The organism is Streptomyces sp. NPDC050625, assembly GCF_040654755.1.
In the GTDB taxonomy this organism is placed as follows: Bacteria; Actinomycetota; Actinomycetes; order Streptomycetales; family Streptomycetaceae; genus Streptomyces.
Map to the genome: position 1 here is coordinate 288,075 of NZ_JBFAIQ010000001.1, position 19,405 is coordinate 307,479.

19 protein-coding genes and 1 pseudogene are annotated in these 19,405 nt (G+C 70.4%); 7 read left to right on the forward strand and 13 right to left on the reverse strand.

Annotated elements, in window-relative coordinates:
- Nucleotides 1–15 precede the first annotated feature (15 nt).
- From AB0I54_RS01365 to AB0I54_RS01375, 3 genes are all read left to right on the forward strand, one after another.
- Nucleotides 16–1,383, forward strand: coding sequence for a metallophosphoesterase (locus AB0I54_RS01365; RefSeq protein WP_363293789.1), 1,368 nt, complete (start codon nucleotides 16–18; stop codon nucleotides 1,381–1,383).
- A gap of 201 nt (nucleotides 1,384–1,584) precedes the next feature.
- Nucleotides 1,585–3,141, forward strand: coding sequence for an ABC transporter substrate-binding protein (locus tag AB0I54_RS01370; protein WP_363293790.1), 1,557 nt, complete (start codon nucleotides 1,585–1,587; stop codon nucleotides 3,139–3,141).
- A 102-nt stretch (nucleotides 3,142–3,243) separates the two neighbouring features.
- Complete coding sequence (locus AB0I54_RS01375; protein WP_363293791.1) at nucleotides 3,244–3,645, forward strand: ATP-binding protein; 402 nt, start codon at nucleotides 3,244–3,246, stop codon at nucleotides 3,643–3,645.
- A gap of 226 nt (nucleotides 3,646–3,871) precedes the next feature.
- Here AB0I54_RS01375 and AB0I54_RS01380 read toward each other — a convergent pair.
- From AB0I54_RS01380 to AB0I54_RS01390, 3 genes and pseudogenes are all read right to left on the reverse strand, one after another.
- Nucleotides 3,872–4,060: pseudogene (locus AB0I54_RS01380) on the reverse strand (ATP-binding protein); the annotation flags it as partial.
- 37 nt (nucleotides 4,061–4,097) lie between these two features.
- Nucleotides 4,098–5,552, reverse strand: coding sequence for a HAMP domain-containing sensor histidine kinase (locus AB0I54_RS01385; protein WP_363293792.1), 1,455 nt, complete (start codon nucleotides 5,550–5,552; stop codon nucleotides 4,098–4,100).
- On the reverse strand, nucleotides 5,549–6,235 hold the full coding sequence (locus tag AB0I54_RS01390) for a response regulator transcription factor (protein WP_363293793.1): 687 nt from the start codon (nucleotides 6,233–6,235) through the stop codon (nucleotides 5,549–5,551). Before AB0I54_RS01390 ends, AB0I54_RS01385 begins: the two co-directional genes overlap by 4 nt.
- Nucleotides 6,236–6,425: 190 nt before the next feature.
- Here AB0I54_RS01390 and AB0I54_RS01395 point away from each other — a divergent pair, with 190 nt between their 5' ends.
- Nucleotides 6,426–8,834: an MMPL family transporter gene (locus AB0I54_RS01395; protein ID WP_363294343.1), complete on the forward strand. Its 2,409-nt coding sequence runs from the start codon at nucleotides 6,426–6,428 to the stop codon at nucleotides 8,832–8,834.
- Here AB0I54_RS01395 and AB0I54_RS01400 read toward each other — a convergent pair.
- From AB0I54_RS01400 to AB0I54_RS01445, 10 genes are all read right to left on the reverse strand, one after another.
- A complete protein-coding gene (locus AB0I54_RS01400; RefSeq protein ID WP_363293794.1) occupies nucleotides 8,827–9,435 on the reverse strand; it encodes a Uma2 family endonuclease in 609 nt (202 codons plus the stop codon). The genes AB0I54_RS01395 and AB0I54_RS01400 overlap by 8 nt on opposite strands.
- A gap of 89 nt (nucleotides 9,436–9,524) precedes the next feature.
- Nucleotides 9,525–10,271 (reverse strand): TetR family transcriptional regulator, encoded by a 747-nt coding sequence (locus tag AB0I54_RS01405; RefSeq protein WP_363294344.1) that lies wholly within the window; start codon nucleotides 10,269–10,271, stop codon nucleotides 9,525–9,527.
- 18 nt (nucleotides 10,272–10,289) lie between these two features.
- Nucleotides 10,290–10,802, reverse strand: a complete 513-nt coding sequence (locus AB0I54_RS01410; protein ID WP_363293795.1) for a DCC1-like thiol-disulfide oxidoreductase family protein — start codon at nucleotides 10,800–10,802, stop codon at nucleotides 10,290–10,292.
- Nucleotides 10,799–11,206: a hypothetical protein gene (locus AB0I54_RS01415; RefSeq protein WP_363293796.1), complete on the reverse strand. Its 408-nt coding sequence runs from the start codon at nucleotides 11,204–11,206 to the stop codon at nucleotides 10,799–10,801. The genes AB0I54_RS01410 and AB0I54_RS01415 overlap by 4 nt, the downstream gene beginning before the upstream one ends.
- A 94-nt stretch (nucleotides 11,207–11,300) precedes the next feature.
- The gene (locus AB0I54_RS01420) at nucleotides 11,301–11,711 is read right to left on the reverse strand and encodes a VOC family protein (protein ID WP_363293797.1); all 411 of its coding nucleotides are present in this window, start codon (nucleotides 11,709–11,711) and stop codon (nucleotides 11,301–11,303) included.
- Nucleotides 11,712–11,871: 160 nt separating this feature from the next.
- A complete protein-coding gene (locus tag AB0I54_RS01425) occupies nucleotides 11,872–12,633 on the reverse strand; it encodes a succinate dehydrogenase iron-sulfur subunit (protein ID WP_363293798.1) in 762 nt (253 codons plus the stop codon).
- Nucleotides 12,633–14,387: a succinate dehydrogenase flavoprotein subunit gene (sdhA, locus tag AB0I54_RS01430; RefSeq protein ID WP_363293799.1), complete on the reverse strand. Its 1,755-nt coding sequence runs from the start codon at nucleotides 14,385–14,387 to the stop codon at nucleotides 12,633–12,635. The genes AB0I54_RS01425 and sdhA overlap by 1 nt, the downstream gene beginning before the upstream one ends.
- Nucleotides 14,388–14,406: 19 nt before the next feature.
- On the reverse strand, nucleotides 14,407–14,889 hold the full coding sequence (locus AB0I54_RS01435; protein ID WP_363293800.1) for a succinate dehydrogenase hydrophobic membrane anchor subunit: 483 nt from the start codon (nucleotides 14,887–14,889) through the stop codon (nucleotides 14,407–14,409).
- 5 nt (nucleotides 14,890–14,894) lie between these two features.
- Complete coding sequence (sdhC, locus tag AB0I54_RS01440; RefSeq protein WP_363293801.1) at nucleotides 14,895–15,275, reverse strand: succinate dehydrogenase, cytochrome b556 subunit; 381 nt, start codon at nucleotides 15,273–15,275, stop codon at nucleotides 14,895–14,897.
- A gap of 194 nt (nucleotides 15,276–15,469) precedes the next feature.
- Entirely contained in the window at nucleotides 15,470–16,045 is a 576-nt protein-coding gene (locus AB0I54_RS01445) for a 2-oxo-4-hydroxy-4-carboxy-5-ureidoimidazoline decarboxylase (RefSeq protein WP_363293802.1), read from the reverse strand.
- A 208-nt stretch (nucleotides 16,046–16,253) separates the two neighbouring features.
- Between AB0I54_RS01445 and AB0I54_RS01450 the strand changes: the two genes are divergently transcribed.
- The 3 genes from AB0I54_RS01450 (at nucleotide 16,254) to AB0I54_RS01460 (ending at nucleotide 19,405) form a co-directional block, all read left to right on the forward strand.
- A complete protein-coding gene (locus AB0I54_RS01450; protein WP_363293803.1) occupies nucleotides 16,254–17,852 on the forward strand; it encodes a glycoside hydrolase family 20 protein in 1,599 nt (532 codons plus the stop codon).
- 112 nt (nucleotides 17,853–17,964) lie between these two features.
- Entirely contained in the window at nucleotides 17,965–18,759 is a 795-nt protein-coding gene (locus tag AB0I54_RS01455) for a DUF4328 domain-containing protein (RefSeq protein WP_363293804.1), read from the forward strand.
- Between the two features lie 142 nt (nucleotides 18,760–18,901).
- On the forward strand, nucleotides 18,902–19,405 hold the full coding sequence (locus AB0I54_RS01460; protein WP_363294345.1) for a hypothetical protein: 504 nt from the start codon (nucleotides 18,902–18,904) through the stop codon (nucleotides 19,403–19,405).

Consider the following 19,405-nt stretch of genomic DNA (forward strand, 5'->3'; position numbering starts at 1 on the left):
GGGGGATACGGCAGCTTGGTCATCGTCTTCGTCCTGGTCGCCCTGGCCGTCCTGGCCGTCGTGGCCGGGCTGCACCGGTATCTCTGGCGCCGTCTGGTCCGCGACACGACCCGCCGCCGGGGCCCGGCCCGCCGCGTGGGCACGGTCGTCCTCGTCGCCGGTCCCACGCTGATGATCACGGCGCTGGTGGCCGAACGCGCCGGCGCCCCCTTCTGGCTCCAGCGCACCCTGGCCTGGCCGGGCTTCCTGTGGATGGCGCTGTGGCTGTACCTGATGCTGGCGGTGGTGGCGGGAGAGGCCGTACGGCCCCTGCTGCGACGGCTCATCGAGAAGCGAGCCCCCGCGCGGGCGCCCGCGGCCGAAGAGCCCGAGCCCGAGACGGCGAGCGTCGCCGCGTCGGCCGAGGGCGCGGCCCGGGACGACGCGAACGCCCCCTCGGCGAGCGCACCCCGGGCCGCTGCACCCACCTCCGGACCCGCCGCCGTACGTCCCGCTCCCGACAGCCCCGCCGCCGGGCCGCCCGCTCCCTACAGCTCCGCCACCCCCGAAACCGCCGACTTCACCCGCCGCCTCTTCGTCTCCCGTGTCGTGGGCGGAGCCGCCGCCACCGCCGCCGTCGTGACCGTCGGATACGGGACGTACGGCGTGCTGCGCGGACCGAGCGTGAAGCGCGTCACGGTCCCGCTGGCCAAACTCCCGCGGTCCGCGCACGGCTTCAGGATCGCCGTCGTCAGCGACATCCACCTGGGCCCCGTCCTCGGCCGGGGTTTCGCGCAGAAGGTCGTCGACACGATCAACGCGACCCAGCCCGACCTGATCGCGGTCGTCGGTGACCTCGTCGACGGAAGCGTCCAGGACCTCGGCCCGGCGGCCGCCCCGCTGGCCCGGCTGAGCGCGCGGCACGGGGCGTACTTCGTCACCGGGAACCACGAGTACTTCTCCGGCGCCGCGCAATGGGTCGAGGAGGTACGGCGGCTCGGGCTGCACCCGCTGGAGAACGCCCGCACCGAACTGCCCGCCTTCGACCTGGCCGGCGTCAACGACCTGGCGGGCGAGAGCGAGGGCCAGGGCCCCGACTTCGCCAGGGCGCTCGGCGACCGCGACACCTCGCGCGCCGTCGTCCTCCTGGCCCACCAGCCGGTCCAGGTCCACGAGGCAGTGAAGCACCACGTGGACCTCCAGCTCTCCGGGCACACCCACGGCGGGCAGCTCTGGCCCGGCAACTTCGTCGCGGCCGCCGCCAACCCGACCGTCGTGGGCCTGGACCGCTACGGCGACACGCAGTTGTACGTCTCCCGGGGCGCGGGCGCCTGGGGGCCGCCGACGCGGGTCGGCGCGCCGTCGGACATCACGGTGATCGAGCTGGCGTCGAGGCAGGCGTGACCCGCATTCGCGGGACGTAACTGTGAAAGCACTGTGAAATTCACCGGAAACAAGCGTCCGGTAAGTTCTTTCTCATCTCGCCAGATTGCTCTTCCCCCGGTTGAAACACGTGTGATTAGGTGAGCCGCGCCACTTAGGGGAGTGGCACTTTTTGTGCTGGCCTTGGGTAGGGCCAGGCTGGGTCCTGGGGAGGGCACCACCATGCGATCTGTTCGCATGCGGATTCTCGTGACGCTTCTCGTACTTGCGGCCGCGGGAGTGGGCGGCTGGCAGTTGTTGCCGTCGCAGGGGAACACGAACAGAACCATCACCGTCGGCACCACGGACGCCGTCACATCACTCGATCCGGCCGGTGCCTACGACGCCGGTTCCTGGGCCTTGTTCAGCAATGTCTTCCAGTCGTTGCTGACCTTCGAACCGGGCGGTGTCGAGCCGGTGCCCGACGCGGCGCAGAGCTGCGCGTTCGTGGGGACCGGACTCCAGACGTATCAGTGCAGGCTGCGCGACGGGCTCACGTTCCCGAGCGGGCGCGCGGTGACCGGCGAGGACGTGAAGTACTCCTTCGACCGGGTGAAGAAGATCAACTCCGATGTCGGCCCGGCGTCCCTGCTGTCCACGCTCAACTCGGTGAGCGCCGAAGGGAACACGGTCACCTTCCATCTGGCGTCGCCGGACGCCACCTTCCCGTTCAAGGTGGCCACCGGCGCCGGCTCGATCGTCGACCGGACCAGATATCCGGCCAACACCCTGCGCCGGGGCACCGAGGTGGACGGCACCGGCCCCTACACGCTGTCCGGGTACACCAAGGACGAGCGGGCCGACCTCACGCCGAACACGCGTTACAAGGGCGACCTCGGCGGCACCGGCCGCCCCGTGAGGCTGCGCTACTACGCCGACTCGGCCGAGCTGAACAGCGCCTGGAAGGCCAAGGAGGTCGCCGTCGCCACGCGGACGCTGCCGCCCGCGGTCCTGTCCCGCCTCTCGGCGAGCGACCCCGACCAGCGTGTCACGGAGTCCGACAGCTCCGAGACCCGCAACCTCTACCTCAACACCCGAGCGAACTCCCCGCTGCACGAGGTGGCCGTCCGGCGGGCCATGGCCTGGCTGATCGACCGTGAGCAGCTGGCCGCGAAGGTGTACGACGGCACGGTCGACCCGCTGTACTCGCTGATCCCGACCGGTATCACCGGCCACACCACTTCGTTCTTCGACGACTACCCGAAGCAGAGCACCGCGAAGGCCAGGGCCCTGCTCGTCCAGGCCGGCGTCAAGCTGCCGGTCCGCTTCACCTTCGGCTACGGCAAGGGACGCGGCGCGGGCGCGGAGGAGGCCGCGGAGCTGAAGAAGCAGCTGGAGGCCGGCGGTCTGTTCAAGGTGGACGTCCAGGGCTACGAGTGGACCGACTTCCAGAAGCGCTGGGCGGCCGGCAAGCTCGACGCGTACGCGGTCGGCTGGGTCGCCGACTACCCGGACCCGGACACCTTCGCCGCCCCGCTGGTCGGCACCGGCTCCACCATGCACACCGGGTACAGCAACAAACTGGTCGACAACCTGATCGTGAACAGCCAGACGTACGCCGACCGCAGCCTCGCCTCGCAGGACTTCCGCAACCTGCAGGCGGACGTGGCCGCCGACGTGCCGCTGATCCCGCTGTGGCAGGGCAAGGAGTACGTCATCAGCAGCGAGGACGTCGGCGGCGGCCAGTACCTCTCGGACGGCACGGGTGTGTTCCGGCTGTGGCGGCTGACCTGGATCTGACGCGATCCGATCGCGCCCGCGGGAACTTACTGCCGAATGACGCGGGGCAGACACCCGACGCGGCACCCTGTGACGGAGGTGCGCATGGGGTGAGGAGCAGATGTGCTGAGACGCAACTCCTTCCGGCTGCCCCGGCATCCGGCTTCCGTCGGACTCGCCCGGCACCGGGTCCGGGACCACCTGGCCGACTGGGGCCACGGTCCCGGTGACCCGGCGCTGGAGGACGCGGTGCTGCTGGTGTCCGAGCTGACCACCAACGTCGTACGCCACGGCCCGTCTCTGGAGCGGGAGTTCGAGGTCGCGGTGACGGCACTCGCGGACGGCTCCTGCCTGATAGAGGTCTCCGACGAGGGCCGCCTCGAACCCCGGCTGCGCATGGTGGGTGACCGCGCGGAGACAGGCCGCGGCCTGCACCTCGTGGAGAACATCGCGACGGCCTGGGGGGTATGGAGCCGCGGCAGACACGGCAAGACGGTATGGGCCCTGATAACGACCGACACCTGACCCCCCGCCCCCTGGCGGCCTGCACGACGGCCCGCGTCGCGTCTTCCTCGGCCGGCCGTACGGACTCGCACCGCGACCTCGCCGCCGTGGGCTTGTGCGACGCCCTGCACGATGGCCGGGCCGAGTCCGCCGGCCCGCGCCGCCGTCGGCACGGAAGAAGTGGTTGACGGCCCTGGCCGTGTTCTCCTCGGCCCGCCGCGGACTTTGCCCTGGCCGCCGGTACGGCCTACGGCTCTGCCGTCGCTCGGGTCGGTAGGCTCACCGTCACGGCCAGCCCCTGCCCGGGGGCGGTTCGTACCGCTACCTCGCCGCCGTGTGCTTGTACGACGCCCTGCACGATGGCCGGGCCGAGTCCGCGGGCCGCGCCGCCGTCGGCACGGAAGAAGTGGTTGACGGCCCTGGCCGTGTTCTCCTCGGCCCGCCGCGGACTTTGCCCTGGCCGCCGGTACGGCCTACGGTTCTGCCGTCGCTCGGGTCGGTAGGCTCACCGTCACGGCCAGCCCCTGCCCGGGGGCGGTTCGTACTGCGACCTCGCCGCCGTGTGCTTGTACGACGCCCTGCACGATGGCCAGGCCCAGTCCGCTGCCCGCGCCGCCGCCCGCGCGGAAGAAGCGGTCGAAGACTCGTGCCGCGTCCTCCTCGGACAGTCCCGGGCCCTCGTCCGCGACGCACACCCGGACCGTCCCGTCCGCCCGTTCCACGCCCAGCCGCACCGCCACGTCGACGGGTGTGTGGATGCGGACGTTGGTCACCAGATTGCCCAGCACCTGCCGCAGCCCCGACTCGTCCGCGCGCACCAGCAGGGAGCCGTCGGCGGCCACGGTGACCGGGCGGCCCGGCTGCTGCACCCGCAGGTCCTCGGCCGCGTCCCGCACCAGGCGGCTCACGTCCACGTTCCGCAGCCGCAGTTCGGGCCGCTGGTCGAGGCGGGCGAGGGTGAGCAGCTCGTCGACCAGCCGCCCCATGCGGTCCGCCTCGGCGTTCACCCGGTCCCAGGCGCGTCGGCGTTCGTCCGGCTCGGTCAGCATGCCCTTGTCGTAGAGCTGGAGGTAGCCGCGTATCGCCGACAGCGGGGTGCGCAGCTCGTGCGAGGCGTCGGCGACGAACCGGCGCAGCTGGGCCGCGCTGCGCTCGCGCGTCCGGTACGCCGACTCCACCTGGTGCAGCATGGAGTTGAGCGCGAGCCGCAGCTGCTCGACCTCCTGGGTCGGATGGTGGCTGGAGGGGACCCGCCGGGTGAGGTCGCCCTCGGCTATGGCCGACGAGGTCTCCACCATGTCCTCCAGGGGCCGTAGCCCCTGCCGGACGCTGAACATCGTCAGACAGCCCAGCAGCCCGATCAGCAGGGCGCCGACGGCGAGGTCGAGCTTCAGGGCCTTGGCTATGCCCTTGTGCAGGCCGTCGGTGGAGGTGGCGAGCAGGATGTAGTGACCGTCGGCGAGCCGGATCGCGGTCACGCGGTACGCGGCGCCGCGCACCGTGACATCGTGCGGCTCGGGGTCCGCGGCCAGCGCCCGCGGATCGTCCACCGCCGCCGCGAGGCCGCGCTGCGCGACGGTGGGCTCGATGTCGAAGAGCGTCATGGCCTCGCCCCGGCCGTCGACCGCGGCGAAGATCGAGTCCGGGGCCGGCTGCTCGTCCGTGCCGCCGGGCGCGAACCGGTCGCGGATGACGCCGAGCACGCTCAGCGAGTCGATCTGGCGCAGGGTGAGCCGCGAACCGCCCAGCGAGTCACGCATCTTGACCATCTCGGAGTCCACCTGGCCGACCAGATAGTGGCGCATCCCCATCAGGCTGACCGCGGTCGCCGCGATGATGCCGACGGCGAGCAGCGCGACGTTCGCGAGGGTCATCCTGCCGCGCAGGGAGTGCACCCCGTGGGGCCGTTCGAACCGCGGGAGCCTCATGCCAGCCCGTATCCGACGCCCCGCCGGGTGGTGATCACCGGGGGCCCCAGGGTGTCCAGCTTGCGCCGCAGATAGCTGATGTAGGTCTCGACGACGGTCGACTCGGCCGGGGTGTGCTCGTACTGCCAGACGTGGCGCAGGAGTTGCTCCTTGGGCACGATCCGGCCGCCGTTGCGCACCAGGAACCGCAGCAGCGCGTACTCGGTCGGGGTCAGCTCGACCGTGCGGCCCGCGCGGTGCACCGAGTACGTCGTCTCGTCCAGCTCCAGGTCGCCGTAGCGCAGCGGCGGCTGCTGCGGGATGACGTCGGCCGGGCGGGTGCGGCGCAGCACGGCGGCGATCCGGGCGACGACCACGTCGATGTCGAACGGCTTGGTGATGTAGTCGTCGCCGAAGGCGAGGGCGCCGACTATCTCGGCGGGCGAGTCGCGCGCGGTGAGGAAGACCAGGGCCAGCTCGGGCTGCCGGGCGCGCAGCTCGCGGCCCAGGGCGCGGCCGTCGCCGTCCGGCAGCATGACGTCGAGCAGCGCGGCGTCGGGCCGGGTGCGCTCGGCGAGCGCGAGGGCCTCGCGGACGGTGCCCGCCGTCATCACCTCGAAGCGGTGGTAGCGCAGGGCGATGGCGAGGACGTCCGCGATGCTCGGTTCGTCCTCCACAACCAGCACGGTTCCTGGAGCCGTCATGCCCCAAGTATCCGTACGCCCACCGACAACGGGGCCGGTCGCAGCTTTGGAGTTCCTTGAGAGTCAAGTCGGTCCCATGTCCTCACGCGAGTGGCGCCCCCAATCCTGTTGCCCAGGACCTGGGGGACCAACCGACCGACCGGATGAACCGGATGAACCGGACTATCAAGGAGTTCTGAGCGTGGAAGCATTGGCACGGTGGTGCTATCGGCACCGGCTGGTGGTCCTTTTGTTGTGGGTGGGGGCGCTGTTCGGCCTGGGATTCTCGGCGTCGACGGCGGGCACGGACTACGCGAACGTCTTCTCCCTTCCCGACACGGACTCCAAGCGGGCGTACGACCTGATGGAGAAGGCGTTCCCGGACAGCTCGGGCGACACCGACACGGTGGTGTGGAAGGTCGACTCCGGCTCGGTGAAGGACCAGGACGTACGGTCCCGGATCCAGCCGGCGCTGGAGAAGATCGCGAAGATGAAGGGCGTCGGCGACGTCACCGGCCCCTACTCCGGCCCGCGCGGCGCGGCGCAGGTCAGCCGCGACGGGCGGATCGCGTACGCGCAGATCACGTTCACGGACCGGGCGAACGCCGTGCCCAAGGACCTGGTGCAGGACGTCGTCGACACCGCGCAGGCGGCCGAACGCGGCGGTCTGCGGGTGGAGCTCGGCGGCCAGGCGATCCAGCGGGTGCAGGAGCCGCCGACGGGCCTCGCGGAGATGGTCGGCATCGTGGCCGCCGCCGTCGTGCTGTTCCTGGCCTTCGGCTCGCTCTTCGCGATGCTGCTGCCGATCGGTGTGGCCGTCTTCGGCGTGGGCACGGGCCTGTTCTCCACCCAGCTGCTCAGCCACACCACCGACATCCCCGACCTGGCCCCGCTGCTCGCCACACTGATCGGCCTCGGCGTCGGCATCGACTACGCGCTGTTCATCGTCACCCGGCACCGGCGCGGCATCCTGCGCGGCATGGACCCGGAGCAGTCGGCGGTCACCGCCCTCAACACCTCGGGCCGCGCGGTGCTGTTCGCGGGCGGCACGGTGTGCATCGCGCTCGCCGGGATGCTGGTGACGAACCTGCGCTTCCTGGACGGCGTGGTGATCGGCACGTCCCTCACGGTGGTGCTGAGCGTCCTCGCGGCGACCACGCTGCTGCCGGCCTTGCTCGGCTTCCTCGGCCCCCGGGTGCTCAGCCGCCGTCAGCGCCGCCGGCTCGCCGCACAGGGCCCCGAGCGGGAGCGGACGAGCGGACTCGCGGTGCGCTGGTCGGAGGGCGTCCAGAAGCGCCCCCGTACGATCGCCGTGCTCGCCGTGGTCCTCATGGCCGCGCTCGCCCTCCCGGTGCTGTCGCTGCGGCTCGGCGCGACGGACCAGGGCAACGACGACGCGTCGACGACCACGAGGAAGGCGTACGACCTGCTCGCGGAGGGCTTCGGCCCCGGCTTCAACGGCCCGCTCCAGGTGGTGACGTCCGGCGGCGACTCGACGACCCTGGTGAAGGACATCGAGGCGACGTCCGGGGTGGCCCGGGTGGCGCCGCTGCCGCCCGCCCGGGGCGTCACCGTCATCCAGGTGGTCCCGACGACCTCGCCCCAGTCGAAGCAGACGGACGACCTGATCGACGTCCTGCGGGACGAGGTGATCCCGAAGGCGGGCGTGCAGGCGCACGTGGGCGGTGTGACGGCCGTGTCGAAGGACTTCGCGACGGTCACCGGCGACCGCCTCCCGTACTTCATCGCGACCATCGTCGGCCTGGGCTTCCTGCTCCTGCTGATCGCCTTCCGCTCCCTGGTGGTGCCGCTGACGGCCGCGGTGATGAACCTGATCGCGGCGGCGGCCTCCTTCGGCGTCCTCGTCGCGATCTTCCAGTGGGGCTGGGGCCTGGATCTGCTCGGCCTCGGCAAGGAGGGCCCGATCAACGCCTTCCTGCCGGTCATCATGCTGTCCCTGCTCTTCGGCCTGTCGATGGACTACCAGGTGTTCCTGGTGAGCCGGATGCACGAGGAGTGGGTCCACACGAAGGACAACGCGCGCGCGGTGCGTGTCGGTCTGGCCGAGACCAGCCGTGTCATCAACTCCGCGGCCCTGATCATGGTCTGCGTGTTCCTGGCGTTCGTGCTCAGCGGCGACTCGGGCGCGGCGACGGCGGGCGTGGGCCTCGCGGTCGCGGTGGCCCTGGACGCGTTCATCCTGCGTACGGCGCTGGTGCCGGCGGCGATGCATCTGCTGGGCGGCGCGAACTGGTGGCTGCCCGGGTGGCTGGAGAAGCGGCTGCCGCACCTGGCGGTGGAGCCCAAGGAAGAGGACGAGGAACCGGCTGAACAGCGGAGCGGCCCCGCTTCTGTGGTCCATGGCTTCGTCCGCACGGCGGACGGCGACCCCGTCGAGAACGCCGCGGTGACCCTGCTCTCGAAGTCCGGCCGCCAACTGGACCGCGTGACGTCCCTGGCCGACGGCTCGTACATCGTGTCGGTCCCGGCGCCGGGTTCCTATGTGCTGGCGGTGACGGCGGGCTCGTACGGCTCCAGGGCCAGGCATGTGGCGGTCGCGGACGGGCCGGTGGTGCACGACGTGGAGCTGGCGGAGGGGGAGGTGGACGCGGTCAATTAGCTTCCGGCCGACCCGCCTTGAGAATCGCGTCGACATCGAGAGTGACCTCGGCGCCGATGACCGCAGGCAGAGTGACGACTTCGCCGGGGGAGTACGGGCGGTGGTTCTCGTAATCGTCCCCGGCGGGGTCGGTCAGGACGTGGAGGCGCTGGTGTCTGCGGTCGACGATCACGTAGACAGGGATCTTGGCACTCGCGTACGCCTTCACCTTGCCACGCAGGTCGTTCCGGTAGTTGTTGGAGGTCACCTCCAGGACCAGGCGGAAGCAGACCGGGTCGTAGCAGTTGTTCTCGACGGAGTGGTCCCGGAAGTCGGCGTCGACGAGGGACAGGTCGGGGATCGCGTAGTCCTCGGTGCCGGTCGGCAGCCAGAGCCCGAGGCCCTGGACGACCCGGGTATCGCTGCCGTGCAGTCCTGCGGCGATGAAAGGGAGCATGAGGTCGGTCAGGGCTACGGCGTGCGGGCCGTCGGGGGGCGGGGACACGATGAGATTGCCTCGGATGATCTCGACGCGGTAGCCCGGATTGCGCTCCATGAGCCGGTTGGCTTCCGCGATCTGCGGACGGTCTCCATGGGGCCGCTCGACGGATGCTGCGGACATCACGTGCCTCCCTGGGCTGGTATCGAGAACATCATCGTAGGCAGACAAGGCCCCCGCCGTCCCGTTCGAACCGCTGCACCCGAAAGTGATCACCCCACCCCGCCCCGCCGCCCCTTGCCCGCCGGATCCGGCAGCGCCCGCGTCATCCCGGGCAGGAAGTCCGTGAACAGCTCGTGCACCTCGTGCACCAGCGGTCGCAGCACCCGGAACCGGGCCAGTGACACGCCTCGCGCGGTGAGCCGTGCCCCCCGCGCCGCCAGGCGGTAGCTGCGCTCGCGGCCCTCCGTGCGGTCGAAGATCCAGTACAGGACGAGCCCCATCTGGGAGAGCCACATCAGCTCGGGCAGGACCTCCCGCAGCTCCTCCGGCACCTTGGTCTTCGCCCCGCGCAGCACCTCCTTGTGAACGCTGATCGCCTCCACGCGCGCGTGCTCGCTCTCCGGCGAGAAGGGGCTGAGCGGGCTGTCCGGATCGGCGGCGTTCTTGAAGAACTGCACCGCGAACTCGTGGTACGGCCGCGCCACGTCCAGCCACGCCTTCAGCACGCCCGCGAGCCGCGCCTCCAGGTCGGTCTCCCGGGCCAGGACCTCACGGACCGCCACCTGGTGCTCGGCGGCGATCCGGTCGTAGAAGCCCTGGATCAGGTGCTCCTTGCCCGCGAAGTAGTAGTACGCGTTGCCGACGGAGACCCCGGCCTCCTTGGCGATGGCCCGCATCGTCGTCTTGTCGTAGCCGCGCTCCTGGAAGAGCCGCATCGCGGTCTCCAGGATCAGCGCGCGGGTCTGCTCGGACTTGCTGGGGGCGTCGGCCTCACCGGGCCGGCCGGACTCGTTCATCGCGGACACGCAAAGAGCCTAACGACTGGCGCAGGCACCGCCGTCGCACCCCGGAGGGTCGTACGACCAGCCCTGGCGGGGGTCGTACGACCAGCCGTCCTCCCGCCGGTAGACCTTCCCGCCCCACTGGGCGCCCGCGCCCCACTGCGAGCCCCGCCACTTGGCCGCGGCCAGCACCGCGCCCTTGGCGATCCCGGTGCCGACCGTGGTGCTGAGCCGGTGGGCGAGCGGGCGGTACTCGCGCAGGGCCCACAGGACGACGATCCAGGCGGCGGCGCCCCGGTAGACCTGCCCGGCGTCCCCGACGACGGTGACCTCGTCGAGGGTGGCGCGGTGGTCGAGCCCGGGATACCGGCGCCGGGCCTGTGCCGACCCCGCCGGCACCAGCTCCAGCGGCACCAACTGACGCTGCTTCACGAGCCAGTCGCGCACATGGGCGCACAGGGAGCACTCGGCGTCGTACAGCACGGTGAGCCCGTGGACCGGGACGCGCACGGCGCCCCGGTCTGCGGTGGCCGGCACGGCGCTCACACCCCGGTGCCCGGTGCGGCCCAGCCCTGCGGCGCGACGGGCGGCACCTGCTCCCGGTCCAGCACTCCGCGCCGCCGGATCCGGTTCAGCACGTACACGTTGCCCAGGTGCATCACACCGAGCACGAGCAGCACCACGCCGAGCTTGGTCGACAGGGCCTCGAAGATGCCGCGGGTGTCCTCGATGGTGTCGTCACCGCTCAGGTACAGCGCCACGAAGCCCAGGTTGACCAGGTAGAAGCCGACCACCAGGAGGTGGTTGACGGCGTCGGCGAGCTGCTCGTTGCCGTGCAGTACGTCGGAGAGGAAGATCCGTCCGTTGCGGCTGAGCGTGCGGGCCACCCAGACGGTCAGCGCGATGCTGACGGCCAGGTAGATGACGTAGGCGATGACGGTGCGGTCCATGCCCCACCCCTTCTTGAACGCGTTCAAAACGCTGACAGGGATGACTGTAGACCTGTTTTTGAACGTGTTCAACTCAAAAGTGGCGGGCTTCGCCTCAGGGGCGTCTGCCGAGTTCCGGGCGCTTGGAGTAGTCCGCGAAGCCGAGGACGTTGCCCCAGGGGTCGGCGATCTCGACGGTCCAGCCGGTCGCCACGGGGAAGGGTTCGTCGAGCAGGGTGACACCGCGCTCGGTGAGCTTCCGCGCCGCGACCCGCGCGTCCGGCACCTCCAGCCAGACGCGTGGCGAGGGCCAGGTGGGCGGTCGGTGGCCCAGCTCCTCCTCGACCCGCAGCAGAATCCCGGGCGTCTCGCCGCCGACCTTCAGCAGCGCGATCCCGCCCTCGTCGAACCGGAAGGCGACACCGAACCCGGCGCGCTCGTAGAAGCCGACGGCCTCCCCGAGGTCACCGACGGGAAGCAGCACGTTGTCGAACCCGAGCAGCTCGTACGACTCGTCATCTGACATGCCGTCAGATTAGGTACGGCGCGGCAGGCACCCCCGGGGACAGACCGCGGAGGTCACCCGCCCGGCGGTGTCGCAGAGCGGCGGGACCGGGAAGACGAGTGGGCCCCGCCTCCGGTGTGAAACCGGAGGCGGGGCCCACCTCGCCGTAGCGGAGCGGAGCTCAGAAGCGGCGGGTGATCAGGGCCTTCTTGACCTCGGCGATCGCCTTCGTGACCTCGATGCCGCGCGGGCAGGCGTCCGTGCAGTTGAAGGTCGTGCGGCAGCGCCACACGCCGTCGCGGTCGTTGAGGATCTCCAGGCGCTGCTCGCCGGCCTCGTCACGCGAGTCGAAGATGAAACGGTGCGCGTTGACGATGGCCGCCGGGCCGAAGTACTGGCCGTCGTTCCAGAAGACCGGGCAGGAGGACGTGCAGGCGGCGCAGAGGATGCACTTCGTCGTGTCGTCGAACCGCTCGCGGTCCTCCGCCGACTGCAGACGCTCGCGCGTCGGCTCGTTCGTTTCCTTCGTGACGAGGAAGGGCATGACGTCCCGGTACGCCTGGAAGAACGGCTCCATGTCCACGACCAGGTCCTTGAGGACCGTGAGGCCCTTGATGGGCTCGACCGTGATCGGCTTCTCGGGGTTGATGTCCTTGATCAGCGTCTTGCAGGCAAGACGGTTCTTGCCGTTGATCCGCATCGCGTCCGAGCCGCAGATGCCGTGGGCGCAGGAACGACGGAAGGTGAGGGTGCCGTCGAGGTCCCACTTGATCTTGTGCAGACCGTCGAGGACACGTTCCTTCGGGTCGATTTCCAGCTGGAAGTCTTCCCAGGCCGCCTCGGCCGAGACCTCCGGGTTGAACCGGCGGACCCGGAACGTGACCGTGATGTAGGGAGAGGACGCGGCCTCCGCCTCCACCTTGTCCAGAACAGGAGTTGCCATCAGTACTTACGCTCCATCGGCTGGTAGCGGGTCTGGACGACCGGCTTGTAATCGAGACGGATGGACTCGGTGCCGTCGTCGCCCACCTCGCGGTACGCCATGGTGTGGCGCATGAAGTTGACGTCGTCGCGGTTGGGGTAGTCCTCGCGGTAGTGGCCGCCGCGGGACTCCTTGCGGGCGAGTGCCGACACCGCCATGACCTCGGCCAGCTCCAGCAGGTTGCCCAGCTCGATGGCCTCCAGCAGGTCCGTGTTGAACCGCCTGCCCTTGTCCTGGATCGACACGTGCTTGTAGCGCTCGCGCAGCTCGGCGATCTTCTCGACCGCCGTCTTGATCGTCTGCTCGGTGCGGAACACCATGACGTTCGCGTCCATGGTCTCCTGCAGCTCGCGACGGATCTGGGCGACCCGCTCGTTGCCCGTCGAGGTGCGCAGCTGCTCGATCTGCTCGACGACGAAGGACGCCGGGTCCTCCGGCAGCTCGACGTAGTCGGCCTTCTGGGAGTACTCGGCGGCGGCGATGCCCGCGCGGCGGCCGAACACGTTGATGTCCAGCAGGGAGTTCGTGCCGAGACGGTTGGCGCCGTGCACCGACACACAGGCGACCTCGCCGGCCGCGTACAGACCCGGGACGACCGTGGTGTTGTCCGACAGGACCTCACCCTCGACGTTCGTCGGGATGCCGCCCATCGCGTAGTGCGCGGTCGGCTGGATCGGGATCGGGTCCGTGTACGGCTCGATGCCGAGGTACGTACGCGCGAACTCGGTGATGTCCGGGAGCTTGGCGTCCAGCTGCTCCGGCGGGAGGTGGGTGAGGTCCAGGTAGACGTGGTCGCCCTCGGGACCGCAGCCGCGGCCCTCACGGATCTCCGTGTAGATGGAGCGGGAGACGACGTCACGGGACGCGAGGTCCTTCATGACCGGCGCGTACTTCTCCATGAAGCGCTCGCCGTCCTTGTTGCGGAGGATGCCGCCCTCACCACGGGCGCCCTCCGTCAGCAGGATGCCCATGCGCCAGATGCCGGTCGGGTGGAACTGGAAGAACTCCATGTCCTCCAGCGGCAGCCCGCGGCGGTAGACGGCGGCCTGGCCGTCACCGGTCAGCGTGTGCGCGTTGGACGTCACCCTGAAGAACTTGCCGGTGCCGCCGGAGGCGTAGATGACGGCCTTCGCCTGGAAGACGTGGATCTCACCGGTGGCCAGCTCGTAGGCCACCACACCGGCCGACTTCCTGACGCCGTCGACCTCGGTGATCAGCTGGTCCAGGACGTAGAACTCGTTGAAGAACTCCACGCCCTCCTTGACGCAGTTCTGGTACAGCGTCTGGAGGATCATGTGGCCGGTGCGGTCGGCCGCGTAGCAGGAGCGGCGGACCGGGGCCTCGCCGTGGTTGCGGCTGTGACCGCCGAAGCGGCGCTGGTCGATCGTCCCGCCCGGCGTCCGGTTGAACGGCAGGCCCATCTTCTCCAGGTCGAGGACGGCGTCGATGGCCTCCTTCGCCAGGATCTCGGCGGCGTCCTGGTCGACCAGGTAGTCACCGCCCTTGACCGTGTCGAAGGTGTGCCACTCCCAGTTGTCCTCCTCCACGTTGGCCAGCGCGGCGGCCATGCCGCCCTGCGCGGCGCCCGTGTGGGAGCGGGTGGGGTAGAGCTTGGTCAGGACCGCGGTGCGGCTGCGCTTCGTGGACTCGATGGCCGCACGCATGCCCGCGCCGCCGGCGCCGACGATGACGGTGTCGTACTTGTGGATCTTCATGATTCTCGCAGCCCCGTACCTAGCGGATGTTCGGGTCGAAGGTGAAGATCACCAGCGAGCCCAGCAGGATGGTGAACACCGTGGCGGTGTAGAGCAGGCCCTTGAGCCACAGCCGGGTGTTCGCGCGCTCCGCGTAGTCGTTGATGATCGTGCGCAGGCCGTTGGCACCGTGCAGCATCGCGAGCCAGAGCATCAACAGGTCCCAGACCTGCCAGAACGGGGACGCCCAGCGGCCGGCCACGAAGGCGAAGCCGATCTTGGAGACGCCGCCGTCCAGGAAAAGCTGGATCAGCAGGTGGCCGAGGACCAGGACGACCAGCACGACACCGGACAGGCGCATGAACAGCCAGGCGGCCATCTCGAAGTTGCCGCGGGTGGACCGCGGGGTCTTCTTGGTGCGCTTGCGCGGAGCCTCGATGAGCGGGGCCGGGTTGTCGACGTTGTACAGGGCGTCGCCCTCGACGGGGCCGATCCCGGACGCGGTGGTTTCAGTGGTGGACATCGGCGTCAGCTCCCGAACAGGACACGAGCGGCGTGGCCGAGGACCGGGTAGATCGCGCCGGCCATCAGGACGACCCAGACGACGACCACGGACCACAGCATCTGCTTCTGGTAGCGCGCGCCCTTCGACCAGAAGTCGACGGCGATGACGCGCAGGCCGTTGAGCGCGTGGAAGAGAATGGCGGCCACCAGGCCGTACTCCAGCAGCGCGACGATCGGCGTCTTGTACGTGGCTACGACCTTGTCGTAGTCCTCGGGGGAGACACGGACGAGAGCAGTGTCCAGCACATGAACGAACAGGAAGAAGAAGATGAGGACGCCGGTGACTCGGTGAGCCACCCAGGACCACATTCCTTCCCGGCCGCGGTACAGCGTTCCAGCCGGCACGGAAGAACCCTCCGGGAGCGGGGACTAGGGCCGCGCCGGCTTCGGTTGTCGGTCGGGCCCGGCCGGGTACGGTCCACCGGCCCCCAGCATCGTAGCCACGTGCCGCCGCTCGCCTGACAGGGGGCCTACCTCGTGTGATCAAACTGGCACCGGACGGGCTATTGGCGGGGCGGCATCTGGGGTGGGCTGTCCCGTTATCTGCCGGGTGCGGGTGCGTTGTGGCTTCTCGTGCGGCTCCCCGCGCCCCCGAGCAGCTGCCCCAGCCGTTGCTTCGCGAGGCGCCGGATCTCTTCCGCCGTGAGGACGCGCTCCTCCTCGCGATCGTTCGTCAATCGTGACCGGATTCCTTCGAGGATGCGGTCGAGGGTTTCCTCGGGCGGAGTGTCACCCAGATAGATGATGAACGCGTGTCCGAATCGTGCCTCGTATGCGGCATGTGCGGCACTCAGTGCGGTGTGCGCGGCGGAGTACGTGTCTTCGGGCAGGTCCGGCAACGACTCCCCGGCCAGCGCTTCCGAGAGGTCCGCGGGAGCGAGGTCGTACGCCGCCTCGTCCGCCGCAGCCAGGAGGGAGTCCAGGTCGGGGTAGGGACGGTGGTCGGCGACGCGCCGCGCCCAGCGCACGCTGCGCAGACAGGCGAGGAGGACGGCGTGAGCCTCTTCGACGGGCGCGGTGTTGAAGCCCTCCAGAAGGTCGGCGCAGGTGGGAGTGCGGGTCTGCTCCGGAAGGTACGGGAGACGGTGCGCAGGCAGCGTGGGTCCTCGCGTCACATGTGTTTTGGCAGGGGAAGCTGGGAAAGATGTATCGCCACGTTACCGAGAGCGGTCAGGGTGTGTCCGAAGGATGCCCGAATTTCACTCGGACGGGAGAGTTTCGGACCATGCGGTGGACGCATCGCCCTTCCGGGAGTCATAGGTTGGCAAGGTGAGCCAGCACAGGCGTCGGGCGTCGGCGCAGCAGGTGAGGCGGAGGCGGGCGTTGACCGCCGCCGCCTTCGTCGGCACGGTGGCCCTCGGCACCGGGCTCGCGGTCTGGGCCTCCACGGGCGGGGGCGACGGCGGACAGCCCGCGGGGGCGGAGCGGACGGCCCCGGGCACCACGGCGACGACCCCGGGCAAGACCCCGGCCGCCCCGACGCCCACCCGCTCCTACCCGCTGTCCCAGGCGCCCCGCACGATCCCCGCCGTCCGCTCCCACACCCCCGCACACGGCCCCGGCTGGCGTACGGCGCGCGGTGAGCGCGTGGTGGTGAGCGACCCGGCGCTCGCCGACGAGGGGCGGCTCATAGCCGGCGAGCTGGGGCTGTCGTACGCGGGCGAGAAGAACGACGTACGCCCGGGGGACGTACGGCTGGCGCTCGGCGGCGGCAAGGGCGCGGACCCGGAGTCGTACACCATGACCGTGCGCGGCGGGGGCGTGAACATAACCGGTCCCGCCGACGCGGGAGTCTTCTACGGCACGCGCACCCTCAAGCAGGAGGTCCACGGCGGCGGTACGGCCCCGGAGGGCGTCGTCCGCGACCAGCCGGCCAAGCCGCAGCGCGGGTTCATGCTGGACATAGCGCGCAAGCCGTACAGCGCGTCCTGGATCGAGGACCGGGTGCGTGAGCTGGGGGACCTGAAGTACAACCAGCTGGGGCTGCATTTCTCCGACGACCAGGGGTTCCGGATCGAGTCCACGACCCACCCCGAGATCGTCTCCGCCAACCATCTGACCAAGGCCCAGGTCAAGCGGATCGTCGACCTCGCGGCCGGCCGGCACATCACCGTCGTGCCCGAAATAGACTCGCCCGGGCACCTGGGCGCCGTCCTCGCCGCCCACCCCGATCTGCAACTGCGCAACGCGCAGGGCGTTCCGACGCGCGGGGCGATCGACATATCCAAGGGCGCGTCCGCGGCGATCGTCGACGACCTGCTGGGCGAGTACGCGAGCGTGTTCCCCGGCGCCTACTGGCACCTCGGCGGCGACGAGTACCAGGCGCTCGTGGTCGCCGACCCGCAGGCCTCCTACCCGCAGCTGGCCGCGGCCGCGCGGAAGGCGTACGGCTCCGGCGGGACCGTCGCCGACCTCACCACCGGCTGGCTCGACGACCGCGCCGACACGGTCCGCGCCCACCGTCGGACGATACGGGTCTGGAACGACGGCTTCCTGCGGGGCACGTCCGTCCAGCCCGCCAAGGACCTCCAGGTCGCCTACTGGACCGGCAAGGAGATCGGCGCCCGGCAGCCGATCGAGTACCTGAGCGCGGGACGGCAGGTCCTCAACTACAACGACGAGTTCCTGTACTACGTCCTCGGGGAGCCGCAGACCTTCGTCTATCCCACGGGACAGCGGATCTACGAGCAGTGGAACCCGCGGGTGCTGCGCGGCACCACCGCCGTGCCCGCCCGGTACGACGGGCAGATACTCGGCGGGTCCTTCGCGGTCTGGAGCGACCGCGCGTACGCCCAGACGCAGGACCAGGTGGCCGCCGGCATCCGGATGCCGCTGCGGGCCACCGCCCAGAAGCTGTGGGACCCGGGCACACCCACCATGCCCTGGACGGAGTTCAAGAAGCTGGCGGACCGGCTGGGCTGACGCCCGATCGAGTGGACGTACGAGTCTTTCGAACCGTATCTTCCGGATACCGCGCACGTGCCTCACGGGGGAGAGCCGTGCCCGGATTCGCGACCACACCTCGGGGGACTCAATGATCTGTTCGCGCTGCCATCACTTCGCCGCCGCGCCCGGCGGAACCCTCTGCACCCGGTGCGCGGGCGAGCCGCCCGCGCCGATGCCGACGTACACCGGGACGCCGTACACCGGAGTGCCGAACGCCGCCGCGCCCGGTGCCCGGCTGCGCTCGCCGGTGGTGCTCGGCCGGGCCGCCGCCGTGGCGCTCGGGCTCGTCATCGCCGCCGATCTGTTCGCGATCTGGGCCGACTTCCTGCAGCTCGACGTCACCGGTGACCTCGTGGACGGCGCGGGCGGCTCCGACGTGGTGCGGCGGGCCCACCGCGCCGACTCCCTCTACGGTGCGTCGGGCATCGTCCAGGGAGTCGCGCTGATCGGGAGCATCGTGGTCTTCCTGTGCTGGTTCCACCGGGTGCGGGTCAACGCCGAGGTGTTCGACGCGTCCGGGCACAGCAAGTCGCGCGGCTGGGCGATCGGCGGCTGGTTCACCCCCGTGGTGAACCTGTGGTACCCGCGCCGGATCACCCTCGACATCTGGGACGCCAGCAGCCCGTGGGGCAAGCCCGCCTCGCACGCGCTGGTCAACGCCTGGTGGACGCTGTGGATCATGTCGCTCTTCGCCGACCGGGCCGCGCTGACCGGCTACCGCAGGGCCGAGGGCGCGGCGGAGCTGCGCGACGCCACCCGCACGATGCTGTTCTCCGACGTGCTCGACATGGCGGCGGCCGTGCTCGCCGTCCTCGTCGTGCTGCGGCTGACCCGGATGCAGCACCACAAGGCGCTCGCGGGACCGGTGCCCGCCGCGGTCTGACCTCCCCCGGCGCGCAATACCGCCTTTCCTCGGCGCTCATTACTGCCCTTCCCGACGTGCAATACCGCATACGGCTGCGAACCCCTGTACGACTGTGGTGTATTCGGCGCGACCGAACCGTGCGGCCGTGGGGGGACGAGCAATGGGGCACTGGGGTTACTTCGTCGTCGGCCGCGCCGAGCGGCCGCTCGCCGAGCTGGACGCGCTGTCCGGCGCCCAGGGCATGACCCGGCGGGCCTCGGCGCCCGGCGGCTGGCAGGTGTGGGAGTACACCGGGGACGGCGGCGACATCGGGAACATGAACGCGCTCGCCGAACAGACCGGCGCGCCCGCGCTCTTCGGGTACGTGATGGACAGCGCCTGTGCGGTCGTCGAGGCGGCCGCGCCGGAGAGCGGTGGCTGGACCACGTGTCTGGCACGGGCGGCGATGGCCGGGTACCTGGGTGCCGAGCGCGAGGGTCTCACCCTGGACGACTACTTCCTCGAACCCGCCGACGCCGCCGGACGCGCGGTCGCCTGGGCCGCCGAGGCCGGGCACACGGTCAGCGCCGAGGCGCTGATCGAGGTGCTGACCGCCGACCCCGACCCGTTGGCCGAAAACCTCTTCTTCCGCCTTCTCGACCTGCTCGGTGTGGTGCCCCTGTGA

Coding starts and splice junctions, on each gene's coding strand:
- AB0I54_RS01370 (WP_363293790.1), top strand. CDS start 1,585: ATGCGATCTGTTCGCATGCGGATTCTCGTGACGCTTCTCGTACTTGCG.
- AB0I54_RS01385 (WP_363293792.1), bottom strand. CDS start 5,552: ATGAGGCTCCCGCGGTTCGAACGGCCCCACGGGGTGCACTCCCTGCGC.
- AB0I54_RS01390 (WP_363293793.1), bottom strand. CDS start 6,235: ATGACGGCTCCAGGAACCGTGCTGGTTGTGGAGGACGAACCGAGCATC.
- AB0I54_RS01400 (WP_363293794.1), bottom strand. CDS start 9,435: ATGTCCGCAGCATCCGTCGAGCGGCCCCATGGAGACCGTCCGCAGATC.
- AB0I54_RS01405 (WP_363294344.1), bottom strand. CDS start 10,271: ATGAACGAGTCCGGCCGGCCCGGTGAGGCCGACGCCCCCAGCAAGTCC.
- AB0I54_RS01415 (WP_363293796.1), bottom strand. CDS start 11,206: ATGGACCGCACCGTCATCGCCTACGTCATCTACCTGGCCGTCAGCATC.
- AB0I54_RS01420 (WP_363293797.1), bottom strand. CDS start 11,711: ATGTCAGATGACGAGTCGTACGAGCTGCTCGGGTTCGACAACGTGCTG.
- AB0I54_RS01425 (WP_363293798.1), bottom strand. CDS start 12,633: ATGGCAACTCCTGTTCTGGACAAGGTGGAGGCGGAGGCCGCGTCCTCT.
- sdhA (WP_363293799.1), bottom strand. CDS start 14,387: ATGAAGATCCACAAGTACGACACCGTCATCGTCGGCGCCGGCGGCGCG.
- AB0I54_RS01435 (WP_363293800.1), bottom strand. CDS start 14,889: ATGTCCACCACTGAAACCACCGCGTCCGGGATCGGCCCCGTCGAGGGC.
- AB0I54_RS01455 (WP_363293804.1), top strand. CDS start 17,965: ATGATCTGTTCGCGCTGCCATCACTTCGCCGCCGCGCCCGGCGGAACC.
- AB0I54_RS01460 (WP_363294345.1), top strand. CDS start 18,902: ATGGGGCACTGGGGTTACTTCGTCGTCGGCCGCGCCGAGCGGCCGCTC.